At 57.6% G+C, this 14,343-nt stretch carries 13 protein-coding genes and 1 pseudogene; 10 read left to right on the top strand and 4 right to left on the bottom strand.

Going from position 1 to position 14,343, the window contains the following annotated elements; all coding sequences use genetic code 11:
* Window positions 1–510: 510 nt before the first annotated feature.
* The 7 genes and pseudogenes from SM764_RS04430 (at window position 511) to SM764_RS04400 (ending at window position 8,804) form a co-directional block, all read left to right on the top strand.
* Window positions 511–969, top strand: coding sequence for a (2Fe-2S)-binding protein (locus tag SM764_RS04430; protein ID WP_369001136.1), 459 nt, complete (start codon window positions 511–513; stop codon window positions 967–969).
* 59 nt (window positions 970–1,028) lie between these two features.
* On the top strand, window positions 1,029–3,023 hold the full coding sequence (locus SM764_RS04425) for a xanthine dehydrogenase family protein molybdopterin-binding subunit (RefSeq protein ID WP_369001135.1): 1,995 nt from the start codon (window positions 1,029–1,031) through the stop codon (window positions 3,021–3,023).
* Window positions 3,020–3,931, top strand: a complete 912-nt coding sequence (locus SM764_RS04420) for a helix-turn-helix transcriptional regulator (RefSeq protein WP_369001134.1) — start codon at window positions 3,020–3,022, stop codon at window positions 3,929–3,931. Before SM764_RS04425 ends, SM764_RS04420 begins: the two co-directional genes overlap by 4 nt.
* Window positions 3,932–4,324: 393 nt before the next feature.
* A complete protein-coding gene (locus tag SM764_RS04415; protein WP_369001133.1) occupies window positions 4,325–4,786 on the top strand; it encodes a hypothetical protein in 462 nt (153 codons plus the stop codon).
* 166 nt (window positions 4,787–4,952) lie between these two features.
* Window positions 4,953–5,246 (top strand): annotated as a pseudogene (locus SM764_RS04410) (transposase); the annotation flags it as partial.
* 877 nt (window positions 5,247–6,123) lie between these two features.
* Entirely contained in the window at window positions 6,124–7,977 is a 1,854-nt protein-coding gene (locus tag SM764_RS04405; RefSeq protein ID WP_369001143.1) for a TniQ family protein, read from the top strand.
* Window positions 7,978–8,276: 299 nt separating this feature from the next.
* Entirely contained in the window at window positions 8,277–8,804 is a 528-nt protein-coding gene (locus SM764_RS04400) for an RNA 2'-phosphotransferase (protein ID WP_369001132.1), read from the top strand.
* A 209-nt stretch (window positions 8,805–9,013) separates the two neighbouring features.
* On the opposite strand, the gene SM764_RS04395 is transcribed toward SM764_RS04400, so the two are convergent.
* Window positions 9,014–9,628: a LysR substrate-binding domain-containing protein gene (locus SM764_RS04395; RefSeq protein ID WP_369001142.1), complete on the bottom strand. Its 615-nt coding sequence runs from the start codon at window positions 9,626–9,628 to the stop codon at window positions 9,014–9,016.
* A 9-nt stretch (window positions 9,629–9,637) separates the two neighbouring features.
* On the bottom strand, window positions 9,638–9,919 hold the full coding sequence (locus SM764_RS04390; RefSeq protein ID WP_369001131.1) for a LysR family transcriptional regulator: 282 nt from the start codon (window positions 9,917–9,919) through the stop codon (window positions 9,638–9,640).
* A 95-nt stretch (window positions 9,920–10,014) separates the two neighbouring features.
* Here SM764_RS04390 and SM764_RS04385 point away from each other — a divergent pair, with 95 nt between their 5' ends.
* Window positions 10,015–10,245, top strand: a complete 231-nt coding sequence (locus SM764_RS04385) for a hypothetical protein (protein ID WP_369001130.1) — start codon at window positions 10,015–10,017, stop codon at window positions 10,243–10,245.
* Window positions 10,246–10,628: 383 nt separating this feature from the next.
* Window positions 10,629–12,095 carry a peptidoglycan-binding domain-containing protein gene (locus tag SM764_RS04380; RefSeq protein WP_369001129.1) on the top strand — a complete coding sequence of 489 codons (1,467 nt, stop codon included), beginning with the start codon at window positions 10,629–10,631 and terminating at the stop codon, window positions 12,093–12,095.
* Window positions 12,096–12,453: 358 nt separating this feature from the next.
* On the opposite strand, the gene SM764_RS04375 is transcribed toward SM764_RS04380, so the two are convergent.
* Entirely contained in the window at window positions 12,454–12,654 is a 201-nt protein-coding gene (locus SM764_RS04375) for a hypothetical protein (protein ID WP_369001128.1), read from the bottom strand.
* A 120-nt stretch (window positions 12,655–12,774) separates the two neighbouring features.
* On the opposite strand from SM764_RS04375, the gene SM764_RS04370 reads away from it, so the two are divergent.
* Complete coding sequence (locus SM764_RS04370) at window positions 12,775–13,449, top strand: SOS response-associated peptidase (RefSeq protein ID WP_369001127.1); 675 nt, start codon at window positions 12,775–12,777, stop codon at window positions 13,447–13,449.
* A 253-nt stretch (window positions 13,450–13,702) separates the two neighbouring features.
* Here SM764_RS04370 and SM764_RS04365 read toward each other — a convergent pair whose 3' ends face one another.
* A complete protein-coding gene (locus SM764_RS04365; RefSeq protein ID WP_369001126.1) occupies window positions 13,703–14,326 on the bottom strand; it encodes a transmembrane anchor protein in 624 nt (207 codons plus the stop codon).
* Window positions 14,327–14,343 lie beyond the last annotated feature (17 nt).

Here is a 14,343-nt window from a genome sequence, read left to right as displayed (position 1 = left end):
AGGCGCTTGAGCTATTTGAGGGCTCCGCGCCTGCCGCGCTTGCCAAACCCGAAACCGACGACTACCAAAATCAAACCCGCAGACTCTCGTCATGAGCGAGGGACCAGCGGGGGGCAGGTCAAAGTCTAGCCAGGTCGGCCAACCAACCCGTGTCTAGATACCGCCTGCACAAGACATGCACACAGGATTCTGAGATGCTCTGCCGCCTGCGTATCACTCCCGCGTGCAATCTGAGCAGCGAAGGTCAGCTTCATGCGCCGGACCGACATGAGAACCAGTTGCGGCTATGTAGCAGGACGGAAGTCCGCTTCGGGCTGGCTGATGTCATCTGGCGGCGGGGAACAGGTGCGATGTCGCTGCAACCCTGGTGTCGCGGTGCCGCAAGTCAGCTTTGAGCCCATTTTGACCGGCGTCAACTAAGTGCGGAAGTCCGCTTTGGCGTGATCGTTCAAGAAACCTCAAAAACTGTTGGCTAAATGGCATCGCGATAGCAACCACACGGAGTCTGAGATGCAATTTACTCTGAACGGACGACCCCAAGACATTCCCGACGCTTGGAAAGACGAGCCTTTGCTGTACCTCTTGCGCGAGCACTTCAACCTCAAGGGGGCGAAGTTTGGTTGCGGGGTGGGGTTTTGTGGGGCGTGTACGGTAATTGCGGATGGGGTCGCCATGCGGTCCTGCATCACGTCCGCCCGCGATGTCGAGGGGCTTGAAGTGCGCACCATCGAAGGGCTGGCAGAGGGTGAGACGTTGCACCCGGTGCAGCAGGCGTGGCTTGATCTCTCCGTTCCGCAGTGCGGCTACTGCCAGGCGGGGCAGATTATGTCTGCAGTGGCCTTGCTCGAAGAGGTGCCGAACCCAAGCGAGCAAGACATCGAGACAGGCATGGACGGTAATCTGTGCCGTTGTGGGACCTATCCGCGTATCCGAGCCGCGATTGCCCGCGCGGCGGAGGCGACCCAATGAAGCGGCGGGGATTTTTGATTGGCGGAGCATCTCTTTTTGCTGTGATCGGTGGCGGGGCCTTGGTCTATTCTCAGGTACCGGTCTTCCCCAAACGGCCAGAACCAGATGCAGCGACAGCTGCGGGCTGGATCGCACATCAAGGCGGACGTTTCACCCTGACCCTCCCACGGGCCGAGATCGGGCAGAACATTACGACTGCCCTCAAGCAGATCGCCTGTGCCGAACTAGGGGCGGATTGGGACGCCGTCGATGTGGACTTTCACGATACGGCTATGGCAAGGGTCAAGGCGACAGTGGGTAGCGAAAGCATGATGCTATTTGCCGAACCACTGGCGCAGGCCTGTGCCGCGTTGCGGGATGCTATGGCGGAGGGGCGCGAGACGGGAGAGGTGACCGTTCTGGCCCGACCCGTGGCAGAGCTTCGCGCGCTGCAAAAAGGTGGGTTGATCGGGGCATCGCCCCAGATCGCGCAAGGCTTGGATATCGTTACGGGCAAGCCGCTTTATGCGGCGGATATCGCGCGAACGGGCACGCTCTTTGGTCGCGTCCTAAGGGCTCCGGCTTCGGTTGAGGTGGCCTCGCGCCCACAGCGCTGGAATGCCTCTGCGGCTCAGGCCTTGCCCGGGTTTGTTGCTATCGTTGAAGAGACCGGGCCAGCCATCGGCAAGGCGCAAGGTCTCGGGATCGTGGCAAGCACTCCCGATGCGCTCAACCAAATCACTGAGGCTTTGGATGTTGAGTGGCAGGTGGACGGCAGTCCCGACCGTGCCGATGTCATGGCCGCCATCGATATTGATACGCGTCTGGACCAAGGGGCGTTGCCACATATTGCCAATGACGGTTCACCCGAGGACGGTTCGTGGGATGTGAACCTGCGAATTGACATCCCCCTTGCCGCCCATGGTTCCATTGAGCCGAGGGCAGCGGTCGCTGAGTGGCAAGGTGACGCGCTGACGATCTGGACGGGCACCCAAGACGCATTTTATGTGCGCGATGTGCTCTCCGACACCTTCGGGGTGCAAGAGGTGGTCGTTCAAACGATGCGGGTCGGCGGGGCCTTTGGGGGGCGGGTCATTGCGACAGTCGAACTGGAAGCGGCAGCTTTGGCCCGCGCGGTAAAGACGCCCGTTAAAGTGCAGTGGACGCGCGCACAAGAATTCGCATTGGGCTATCACCGCCCGCCCGCATCGCATCGGATCAAAGCGCGCCTCGCGGAGGGTAGGGTCACCGATTGGGACCACGGGCAGGTCTCATCGCATATCTTCTTCACCTCTGCTGTCGCGCCCAAATGGATGCAACGCGCCACCGATACGCTGATCGGAGACGATGGCGTCGCGCGCGGCATGGCTGCACCTTACGTGCAGGGCCGGGCACGTGCGACATATGATGTCAAACGCTTGCCGGTTCATACGGCGGCGTGGCGGGGCCTCGGCGCGGGTCCGAACGCGCTGGCCATTGAATGTGCCATGGATGAGGCGGCGCGCGTGGCAGGCGTGGATCCGCTGGAATTCCGCCTGAACCATATCGACGACACTTTGTTAACAGGCGTTCTCCAGCGCGTCGCCGAGATTGCTGATTGGGGCACGCCGCCGCGTCCTGAGAAGGGCCTTCGCAAGGGGCGCGGAATTGCTTGTGGAGTATACAAGAATACAAGCTATGCAGCTGTCGTCGCTGATGTCCGCGTTGAAGAAGATGGCTGGACCAAGGTCGAAAAGCTCTGGTGTGCCCATGATTGTGGGCTGGCGGTGAACCCCGATCAGGTCCGTGCGCAGTGTGAGGGTAACCTTGCCTGGAGCATCGGCATGATCTTGACGGACGATTTGCCGCTTAAAGATGGGTTCGTCGCGGCTGAGGTATTCGCGGATGCCCCCATACCGCGTCAAAGCGACGTGCCGGATATGGTCATTGATCTTGTGGACAGCCCGCGTCCGCCGCAAGGTGCCGGAGAGACCGCCATGGTTGCTGGACCTGCCGCGATTGCCAATGCGATCAGGGCGGCCACGGGCATGAGGATGGAAAGGCTACCACTGAGACAGGAGGACTTGGCAGTTTGACATCTGAGAGGGAAGATTTCGCCTCTGCTGCAATGATGCGGCTCGTCGTAGCGGGGCTTGCAGCGCAAGGCATTTCATCACCGCAGTCGGCCCCGGCAGGTGCCCATGTTCCGCGCAGCACGAAGCGAGACGTGTTGGAACAGGTGCTGGCCGAACACGGCCCAAAGGCAATCCTTGCCATCTCTGATAATGCGCCTTTGATGCCGCCCGAGCCTGTGCTCATCGCCCTGCGCAAAGCGCAGTCTGTCCCCGACCTGCTCGACCGTTGGGCGAGACTGGAAACCTTCAGTCATGCCCGTCATCGCATAGAAGCGGCGCGCACCCGTACGTACGATTTCACGCTAAATCATGTTGCCTGCGATGATGGCCCGCCACCTGGCGCTGCCGAGAGCCTCTTGGTTCTTGGCGTCATCACTCGGCTCTGCGAGGCGCTTGGCGCTGAGGCAGTAACACTCGAAGACAGCAAAGGGCGTTTCTGGCGTAAAAAAGGGGCATGGTCGTCGCACCCGCTTGGCGAGACCATCGGTCAAATGATACTAACTGCTGGCGAACCCCAAACTCAAAACGCTAAGCCGGAAAGTGTCGAACAAGACGTAAATACCCTTCGGCGGGCCATCGCTGATGATCCGGTGCGCCGTTGGACTGTAAAATCTCTGGCACGTACGGCAAGAACCTCTGAACGAACCCTGCAACGCCGCCTGAGCGCGCATTCAACCAGCTTCTCCCAAGTGCTATCCGAAGCGCGCCTTCAGGTCGCCGCAGACCACCTCTGCGCCCCCAACGGGTTCGGCCTTGTCGAAATCGGCTTCCTCGCCGGATACGCCGACCAATCTCACTTTACGAGGGCGTTCAAGCTGGGCGTCGGAACTACGCCGAAAGAGTACCGCATCGCGTTTCAACACCGATAGGCATCACCATCAATCGGCAGCTAGACGAAATTGCCCGCCTGGAACTCATAGCAGTCTCGGGTGCCATGGTGCCGAACGGCAGTTTTGTCCGCTCTGCCGACCTTCATCCTCCGAAAATGCTGCACCACGCACGAATGGCCGGTTTGGTGAAGCTGCGGCGCGGCACCTGCTTGTAGGGTGGAAGGCGGCTTTGGGCCGTCCCCGACGCCGCAAGATCAAATCGCCGAACCTACTTCGCTGCGTTACCACACGACAGCTCCAAGCCCTATTAGCTTAGTCCACTGGATGTTTTGACGATCACTATTCGTATGGTTCTTCGCGGTAATCTGCAATTTCCTTGCTGGAGCAGAGTGCCATTTTGACAGGCAGGCCCGCTGGATTGTAGGAGGGACCATGAAGAAGATCGCCGGATTTTTCTTGTTGTTTTGCATTGCTGCGGTCGCACTGGTCTTTTTCGCCTGGTCCCAGCCGTTTCAAATAAAGCATTATACCGCCAAAGACCTTGTAGGATTAACCTGCGAAGAGCTGAGCGCACGGCATGACGACTTCATCTTCGCATATCATGATGCCGAAATTGCCAACTATAGGCGAACAGGTGGTTTTCACGATGATCTGGGCCTGCCGCAGGAAGAGACCTTGCCGTTTATCGTTCTCATGAGATGGTTCATGCAAGACAACAACATCATTGAGGCGGATCTCGTGCATTCTTCTTTTCCTTCGAAAACACTCCATGGCACGAAATTCTATTATGAAATATCTGCTGCATGTGCCTCGGCTTCCCCAATGAGGGCGGTTGACGTGATGCAGCAAGTGGCAACGAAACTCAATCTGATTGATCCGGCCGTGTCTCCATAAAAGACATTCCAATCAGATATGCGGGACATGAACGGCATGAATTCTTTGACGAAAGGTTTTGCGCTTTGCGCCAGTTCTTAGGAGCCTATCTTATCGGCTTTGGGGCTTTGTTGCACAAACGGCGTGAGGGATTCCCGGTTTGAATCCAGTGGGGTAGCAACGGCGCATGAGCAGTTGGTCCCCTACGACGTACAAGACCAGGAACTGGCCTTCGTACAACACGGCGCTGAGGCAGCGCGGTTCGCGATCGATCTGGTTTGATCCTGATATGGAATGGTAAGCCCCGTCGACCAACAAGCGCGGTCGTCAGCACGAGTTCAGCGACGCAGCAATCCAGGTTCTTCTCACGGTGAAGGTACTATTCGGCATGCCCCTTCGCTTCGTCGAAAGCTTGTTGCGGCTGGTAGGCTTTGACTGGAAAGTATCGAACTTCAGCACTCTGTGCCGCCGCCAGAAGACGTAGACTACATGAGCGCGTTTGCGCGGAAACCCACGGTTCTTTCCGTGACACAACACCTTGGCATCCCGTCTCATTGCCTGCGATGCCATGACGTCGGCATACTTCGGTGCTCAATGCCCAACTGACAGGCGGTAGGTCCAGGTTGCAGCCTACGACAGCTGGATCGTTGCAATCCGGACCTGTTGAACTATGACCAACGGTCGGGCGAGGGCTTCAAGAGATTGGCAGGCCCCTCCCCCGCCCAAAGACGACGTTCTGATCTATAGCACTTGATTCGTTTTCAGACGTCGACCCTCGCTTCCTCGAGGTTGATTGACAGGGCTTGGAGCAAGTCGACGCGCAACAGCGATTATGCGAAAAAGTTCCAAAAATCGATCTGTACAGAGCGCACGCTCCTGTATTTGCTGCCGAACGCCCCCACAAATCAAAATGCGAAAAATTATCCTTCCAAATCACTATTTTATCACCAGACCGAGTTTTCCTTGACGTCATTTTCGACCTGACCTAGCGCGTCGGTCGCGATGCACTCACCCGCTCGCGGGTACCGGGGAAGCTTGCTACCCGGCCGATGGCGTTGCCGCTTTGGCTCGGAAACTTAAGGAAAGAGAATAGTGTCCATCGATTCATTCCTCGTGATTGGTGCAATAGCGATCGGTGGGTCCACCATTGTCAGGTCGCTGATGATCTACAGGCAGAGCGTCTGTTTCACAGAGCCTGCCCCGGAGCGCGTGAGGCGCTTCCTCGAGAGCGCCTCTCCCGTCCAGATACTCGACAAGGACGGCCACAAAGGCACCAGTTCCAGCGAGCAGAGAGACTGCAGCCCGCAGGAGCTGCAACGACAAGAGAGGGCCCTCCGTTGAGAACACCACTCGCACTCATGCCCGCCATAAAAGATCGGGAAACGGCCTTCTCCTACGTGTCTCGGATGGCGGCTATGAATGGCGTGGATACCGCCGATTTCTGCACCGACATGGGCCTCTCTCTCACCAAGATCATCAATGGGGTTCCTGAGGACCTGATGAAACTGGCTGCCCTTTGCGACAGTGACGTAGAGGACCTGAAACGTTGGACGCCTCTTTATTTTGGTAACCGCGCACACACGTTCCGCGGCCATCGCGTGCATGCGAAGGCCATCAAGGATACGACCGTTCGTGGATGTCCTGTCTGCCTGCGAGAAGACGCTGAAGCCAGCCCCGATAACGATACAGGTGAAATGTATATCAGGGGTCACTGGCTCTTTCGACCAGTGAGCCTCTGCGTGAAGCATCACCATCCTCTCGTCCCGCTTTGGTCTGAGCGCCAGGTTACGCTCCGCTATGACGCGGCTTCCCGGCTGGCCGAAATCGCCCAGGATGTCAGGTCTGAAAAATTGGACACGAAGCTTCGTGAGCCGAGAGAGTATGATCAATGGATCGAAGCGCGCCTTCTGGACCAGCGCACGAGCAGCTGGCTGGACCAGTTCGAACTCTATGCAGCCGCGCATTTCTGCGAGCTACTGGGAAGGGCCATCTTGGCTTTTTGGCACCCAAAGTCGAATAAATTCACACCCGAGAAAGACTGGCTCTCTTTCGATATGGGATTTCACTTTGCCAACAAGGGCGAAGACAGAATCCGGACGGCCCTCACGGAACTGCAGGCTGGTATTGGCGAGCCCACGGATGGCCCCAAGAAGAAGTTTGGCGCATTGTATGACCGGCTGGCTTTCGACCTCAAAGGAGAGGAATACGCACCCTTCCGGAAATTACTCCGTGACCACATCACTGCCACCTGGCCGCTCGGCCCTGGTGATGACTTGATGGGGGAGCCGGTGCTGGAACGCAGGGTTCATTCCGTTCGCACCGCCGCGCGCGAGCTGGGCATGGATCCGCGACGCCTTCGCAAGCTGCTGGTCGATGTTGATCTCGTCCGGCCAATTGAGACCGGAAAAGACGACCAATGGGAGCTGTTCGATGCAACGAAGGCGCAACCTCATCTAGACCGGCTCAACACACTGGTGTCCGCCAAAGACTTCCAGAACGCGCTGAACATGTCCCGCAATCAATTCGAGCTTTTGCGAGAAGAAGACTATTTTGCACCGGCGGTCGACAACGGGGACCACAAGCCCCTCTGGGACGTCCGTGCGGCTCACAAGTTCTTCGAGAAACTGTTGACCGGCGCTGAGCCCATCTACGTCCCCATGCACAATTGGGGAGACCTCCCCAAGATTGCGCAAAGCCTCCAGATCTCGCCAGGCACCATCCTGTCGTTCCTTGAGCGTGGCAAAGTTCAGCGCGTCGGACGCCACATGACCCGTGAAGGGTACAGGGCCATCCTCGTTACCCATGACGAGATTGAGCGCCTCCTGAATAGACCAGACGCCCCCGGGATCAGCATCGAGTTATTCGCCCGCCAATGTGGTCTGAAACCCTCTGCCGCTATGCGCCTGGTCCGTGAAGCTCACATCCCATCCACGGAAGGGCGCCATGCGAAGTCCGGTGTCCCTCAACGTTTCCTTGCCCCGGCCGATATCGCCGCGTTTCATGACCGGTTCGTACCCCTTCGTGGATTGGCAGTCGAATTGGGTCTCTCTTGGCAGGCTCTGCGACCCAAGCTCGCAGATGCAGGCGTGGAGCCATTCAGCCCGGATGGTCAGGACTATGGGGCGCTTTTCGAAAGAGGTGCTGTAAACGCAGTGCAGCTCGCAGCCTCAGCAAAACAGGTCCCTCCAAAGAAGAAAGACGACAAGACGTGAAATACCTAGTTACACCAGATATGGGATTTCTTCCAAACGCTGGGCGACCGTTATCCGAAGCCCGCGCGGATCGATCCAGGTTTCCCGGCACGGTACTTTGTCTTTGACCTCCTGACTTCGGATGCCCCCCAGGTCGCCGAAGAAACCTACGACTTCCTGACTGAAATCATGAACAGGGCGGTTGACGAATAACCCATTCCACAATCCGCTCTTCTTTCTATGGAACGTGTATATTTACAGGGGCATTGATAAAACCGCCCCTACCTTAAAACGAAGTGATACTGGACAACGCAGAGACCATGTCGAGACAGAGCAAGCTTTTATCACGCATCCTCCGGCATGAACCTGACCTAGTCGGGCTGACACTTGGCAGGGGCGGCTGGATCCAGGTGGATGACCTGCTGCGCGCCATGAAAAAGGCAGGACATCGGATCACACGCGACGCTCTCCGCCAGATCGTCGCGGAAAATGACAAGCAGCGCTTCACGCTCTCCGACGACGGGCGGCGCATCCGGGCGGCGCAAGGTCACAGTATTCCGGTCGACCTGGAACTGGCTCCCTCCGAGCCCCCGACCATACTGTTCCACGGTACCGCAAGCGCAAACCTCGATGCGATCTTTGCATCGGGCCTCATCCCTGGCCGCCGACAGCACGTCCACCTGTCGCCCGATCAGGACACCGCCTTGAAGGTCGGTACGCGCCACGGCCGCCCGGTCGTCCTGCGGGTCAACACTGCGGCCATGCACGCAGATGGCCTCATCTTCTGGAGGGCGGATAACGGCGTTTGGCTTACCCCTTCCGTTCCATCTAAATACTTGGGCTTCTGAGCTCTTGATTACTCTCAGAACCGTTGATCCACACCACTATCCTGGGCGAAATTGCCAGCCTACATTGATGGACAGCGCATCTAGAGCTACTGCACGTGCGAAGAATGCCGAGCGACTTCCCGGAAGCGCTTCGCCGGACTTGCGGGCAGCGCGCATTCGGGCACCCGCTGCAACTAAAGGCGCGATCGGCCGACGGACCGCCGCAGCTTCTATTTCGTTGGCGGGGGCGACCTGAATACGGCAGCATAGCGGGGGGCGAAGAACTTCGTGAAGGCCTTTACTTCGGGGCGCCGATACGCCTCGGGCGCGATCAGCATCAAGTGCTCGGAGTTCATTTCCTCCAGTGGCGCGAAGCATTGGATGAGTGTGTCATCGCTTTCGGCAAGTTTTACGTTCATGATGCCAAGACCATGGCCAGACCGGATCGCGGCATGCATTAAATCTATTTCTGAATAGGTTTGTCTGATCTGGTCAGGTTCGACATGACGGATGAGCCAGTCATGAAAAGCGGATGGCACGCCTTCACGAAGGAAGCTGACAAACGCGTGGTTGACCAGGTCTTCCGTCGAGACAGGCAATCCGTGTTTTTCAGCGTAGGTGCGAGAGCCGTACAGGGCATACCTCGCCGTGCTGATCTTGCGGCAGATCAGCTCCGGATCGGGAAGGTTTCTAGTCAGGCGCAATGCTATGTCCGCTTCGCCCGCTGCCAGATCCAGGACCTCGACGCTGGGCAGGAATTCGAAACTGACATCGGGACGAAGTACAGAGAACTCGCTGAAGATCGTCGCGACCCGGGGCGAGAAGTTGCCGGAATAGGCCGTGATCCGGATTGGTCAGGTGCAGGTCAGCGCTTCGATCGTCTGAGCGAAGCGTGTTGTCGCAGCCTCGATTTCTTCCGCTTTCGGCAGCAGCGCTCGTGCCATTTCCGTCGGATGGAAACCGCGCGTATCGCGTTCGAAGAGGGGCACGCCGAGCTCGTGCTCAAGCGCCTCGATGCGACGCGCAACGGTTGGCTGGGCCATGCCAAGCTGGCGCGCAGCAGCAAGTGTGGAGCCCGCGCGCACGACGGCAAGAAAGATTCTGATTCCTGACCAATTTCGGAATTCGCTCTTCATTTCTGTAGAGTAGCACATCGCCGCGATTGATACCGGGACAATCGCCCAGTCGCTACAGTGAGAGCATCTTCATAGCATCAGGAAAGGCCCGTGAGATGAGCGTATCTGATACCAACACCCGCACCGTCCCGTCGCTTTTCATAGCCCGAGACTTCATTAAGCGCATATTCAGCTTCGGCTTGCGCCCCTTCTTTGAGGCGACATCGCCCGATGACGCACGGGCCCGGCGGGAATTTATCAGGGAGATCATATCCCGCAATCCGGATGCCTTTTCCAGCGACGCTGACGTCCAAAGCATGATGGCCATGTATCCGGACAGGTTCTGAGAGGTTGGGTAGCGGCCTCGCAAAATGTGCGTAGATTTGACACTGTTATCGTGACCTCGAACCCGCCGTGTGGCGCTGCAGCGCCAGATACGCCGCCAAAACGCACACCGGGTTGGCCAACAGATGAAGACAGCAGGCCCAAAACGCGACATTCGAACGGCCTACTATCGAGGCTACGCCGCGAGCGCAAAAAACCAGGTGATACGCCCAAAAGCCGCCGGTCACACGAATGGTGCAACCCCGAGGGCTTGCGCCCCCAGTCCAAAGGGACACGGGATACGCCCCCGTCAGGCAACCTTCACGCGGTGAAGGTGAAATGATCCGAGCAATGTGGTAGAGTCCAAGACTGCAGACTTGGCTCTTGCACTTCAAGTGGGGCACCGATGGCGCATCAAACTGCCGTATTTCAAGTCGGAACCACTGATCCCGTCGCCGAAGACGTTCAGGGGCTTCTGAAGGCTGCCGGGTACAAAGTCGACAACATGAAAGGCCATGTAACCAAGGCCTTTATTGCGACCCTTAAACAGTTCCAGAAGGACAGTATTCTCAAACCCAGCGGCAACGCCGACAACGACACGCTTGACGCGCTGGAATATGCTTCGTCCTGCAAGCCACCCGAGTGCCAGGTCAACTACAACCGCCATGCCTACTTGCTGACGCGCAAGGAATACATGCTGGTGTCCAAACGCTCCTGTCGAGCAATTCTGAAAGGCCTCTACCGGGATCTGGAAAAGCGCACGGATACCGCAGAGGACATCTGGTACTACTGGCACAAGAAGAACAAAAACCAGTATGTCGTCGGCTTTATCATGAGCCAGACCTTCGGCCGCCCTATCCCCGACCAGTCTGTCGTGATCGAGGCGGGGCTGGCACTCGGCAACCTCAAAGCTGTTCTGACCTCCAATGATATGAAAAAGATCGTCCACAGGGTTGAGCGGGCCGAATTTCACGTCAACTTCGCCATAAAGGTCATGCAGGAATACGAAGCCGACATGATTTCGGGCACGGCCAAGGCCATCAAGGCACTGGAATTCACCAAGACGGCCTCTTTCACCTTCCTGCAATGCGTCGCAACCCCCGGGCCCGTCGGAATGGGCGTTGGCGCGGTACTTAAATACGCCGGAGCCAGCGCCGGACTTACCGCAGTGGAAGCTCTTTCGACCGAGGCCTGCAAAGCATTTGCAGGCACCTCCGGCGGCTTTCGCAAGGCCGCCACGAACGTGTTGAGCGACACGCTCATCACCGGAGCGGTCTCGACCTTTACCGGGTCAAAGCAAAGCGAGCGGTTCTTCGGCTGGCTGGGCAAGAACGGCCGCAAGCTGATCGGCAAGAACGCCAACAAGATGCTCAACGACAATATCCTTGGTGGCTACATGGCCAAATACGTTAAGGCCTCGGCATCCACAGCGCTGGATGGCGCGGTCGAGGACGGGCTGAAACTGACCCTCAAGGACCCTGACAAGATGACTTGGGAGAAGTTCTATACACATCTGGGTACGAACCTTGTCTACGGCGGTGCGTTCAAGGAATTTGAGAACTTCGGGGAGTATGTCGCCGGGGATTTCGTGAAGAGCATGGACAAGAAAACCAAGGCGACGTTGCTTGAGGGGCTGAACGTGCCTAAGGGCAAAGAGAACGAGATACTGGTCAAAATGATGGACAAGACCCGTCAAAGCCTGATGGAAAAACAGTTCATGCGAGCCATGGAGGCCATTGTCAGCCACGCTTCAGGTCGCGAGAAACCGAAGGATCTTCAAAAGAAGGCTATGCAGCGAACATTCGACAAGAAGACCATGACAGAGCTCAACAAGCAGGCGAAGAAACTTCAGGACGCAGGCAAACTCAAGTAGGTTTTGGGCCAGCAACCGTACGGTCCGGCACGAATGGCTAAGGCGTGAATTCTCTCCTGCAAGCGAGAAAGTCACGCTCTCTGCGTCTTCCACGGACAAACTACTGAGACCGCGGACCTTCTCTTCGAGCATTCGTGGATTGCGCTGCGCGAGTATCCTTCCAAGGAGAACAGTACTCCTTGGAAGGATACCTCGGAGTACCGGTCCAGCACAGACCGGAAGCATGTGCTCTACCGTAGCCGCTTGACGGGAAGGCTTGCCCCGACCGTGACGAAAAGGCGGAGCTCAGGAAAGGGCCGCAAACCCCGGCACCTCCTGGGGCTTGCGGCCTAGTAGGCTGCTACACTCTTTTCGAAGATCAGCTGGCTAACGGACCTAAGTCCCGTAAGGCCCGCGCCATATCAAGGTAACCGGCATATCCATACTGTTCGTACATGCTCTCATACCAAGCCGCCCAAGGCTCACGGCGCTCTTCAGGAAAGATATCATTCCAGAACCCTTTACAAACGCTAACTTGCCCATCAGGCAATCTTGAAACCTCAATCCGTGCATCGCTCATACACGCCTCCTGATCAGTAGTGGACATGACGCTTCCGCTCCTGCCGTAGTATTCCATGCGGTACAATCCTCAAAGCCCCCCCCGAGAGTGAAACCACAAAGAACATCTTAGGTTGGAGCCTTGACCAACCGAAGCCAATGGCGGCAGCGTGGTGATATGTGCAACCTCTACAGCAACACCAGATCTCAAGACGCCATGAGACACCTCTTCCCCGGCCTCGTGGATCGCGCCGGGAACTTGGGAAGTGGCTCCTATTACCCCGACCAGTTGGCGCCGATCATTCGGCATTCAGCCAACGGACTGGAACTGGTCAAAGCGCGTTGGGGAATGCCATCCCCTGCTTTTGTGCTGAAGACGAAGCGAGATCCTGGCGTCACCAACGTCCGAAACCTGGCCTCGAGCCATTGGCAAAGCTGGTTGGGACCTGCACATCGCTGTTTGGTGCCGATCACCTCCTTTGCCGAGCCGATCAAAGGGGGCAATCAGTGGTTCAGTTGCGCCGATCCAGATCGCCCAATGTTCTTCGCGGGGATCGAGACGCGCAGTTGGCGCTCGGTGCGCAAGGTCAAGGATGGGGAGACAGAGGGCGATCTTTTTGCCTTTCTGACGTGCCAGCCAAATGCGGAGGTCGCTGCGGTCCATCCGAAGGCTATGCCGGTGATCTTGACGGAGCCGGGTGAATGGGACCTCTGGTTAAATTCGCCCATTGAGACTGCCCACCAATTGCAGCGACCACTGCCTGATGGGGCACTCCTGCCTCTCGACACAGCGGATGGGAGTGGGCGGCTCATATGAAGGTGAAGCTCGCGATCGAAGCAGCAGAAATCAGCTCTGGAAACGTATCGACGTTGCCACCTGTTGCCTCTGGCGACATCGGGGGGCGAGCTGCTGGCATAGCCGGTCGTGGGCGTTTTTACGCCATTCCTGATCGACCGCAATGCGCAGAAACCGGACTTTGCAAAGCTGCGGCTGAAGTCGGGTTAATTCAAAAGCGAACATCCTCTTTGCCGCCACTCACTCTTTGGTCGCGCGAGTGGCGGCGTTGAAGTTAACTTGCGTCTTTGAACTCCGCGTATTCTCCGCGGACTTGGACCGTGACGGTCACATCCACCTTGTCGCGGTTTCTCCAGAACCAGCCGTGTTCGCCATCGAAGCTGGCGATAATGGCGCCTTCGGAGCCAGTAGAGCCTCGGCCCTTTTCATATGTTACCGACTGGCCGCCACCGTGCCCATGTAGGTCAAAGTTAACGCGACCGCCTTCGACGATCATACGGTATTGAGCAGCCTGCCCTTCAGTCATTACCAGCTTCCACTCGGCAGAATCGCCAGGTTCGAGCGTGAAGGTGACCTCATCACGCCAGGCTATGGCCTCCTGCGCATGGGCTGTGCCCACGAACAAGCCAAAGAAGTCGTTGAGCAGAGTAGACTGGTCATCCTCGACCTGTATCAACTGACGATCCATCTCAGCCTCTTCGGCAAGCTGTGTCTTGATCTCGCCCATCTCGGCGAGACCTATGACGCGACCAACCCCCGTGGGGTCAATGCCATATTCTGCTGGCAAAACCACGGAGACGAGGATAGCTGCGGCCGAAACGGCAGCAATGGCGGTGGATTTCAAAAGTTGTGCCGAGCTGGGCAGTTCCTCAAGTGAGGGGCGATTGGAGTTGAACATGTTATGTCTCCTTGTCT

The sequence above is a fragment of the Pseudophaeobacter sp. 1A16562 genome, assembly GCF_041008785.1.
GTDB classification, from domain to species: domain Bacteria; phylum Pseudomonadota; class Alphaproteobacteria; order Rhodobacterales; family Rhodobacteraceae; genus Phycobacter; species Phycobacter gallaeciensis_A.
Note: the sequence above shows the minus strand (reverse complement) of the source record. Positions and strands in the feature narration are given on the sequence as shown.

Coding starts and splice junctions, on each gene's coding strand:
- SM764_RS04385 (WP_369001130.1), top strand. CDS start 10,015: ATGAGCGTATCTGATACCAACACCCGCACCGTCCCGTCGCTTTTCATA.
- SM764_RS04430 (WP_369001136.1), top strand. CDS start 511: ATGCAATTTACTCTGAACGGACGACCCCAAGACATTCCCGACGCTTGG.
- SM764_RS04400 (WP_369001132.1), top strand. CDS start 8,277: ATGTCGAGACAGAGCAAGCTTTTATCACGCATCCTCCGGCATGAACCT.
- SM764_RS04405 (WP_369001143.1), top strand. CDS start 6,124: ATGCCCGCCATAAAAGATCGGGAAACGGCCTTCTCCTACGTGTCTCGG.
- SM764_RS04415 (WP_369001133.1), top strand. CDS start 4,325: ATGAAGAAGATCGCCGGATTTTTCTTGTTGTTTTGCATTGCTGCGGTC.
- SM764_RS04390 (WP_369001131.1), bottom strand. CDS start 9,919: ATGAAGAGCGAATTCCGAAATTGGTCAGGAATCAGAATCTTTCTTGCC.
- SM764_RS04365 (WP_369001126.1), bottom strand. CDS start 14,326: ATGTTCAACTCCAATCGCCCCTCACTTGAGGAACTGCCCAGCTCGGCA.
- SM764_RS04380 (WP_369001129.1), top strand. CDS start 10,629: ATGGCGCATCAAACTGCCGTATTTCAAGTCGGAACCACTGATCCCGTC.
- SM764_RS04375 (WP_369001128.1), bottom strand. CDS start 12,654: ATGAGCGATGCACGGATTGAGGTTTCAAGATTGCCTGATGGGCAAGTT.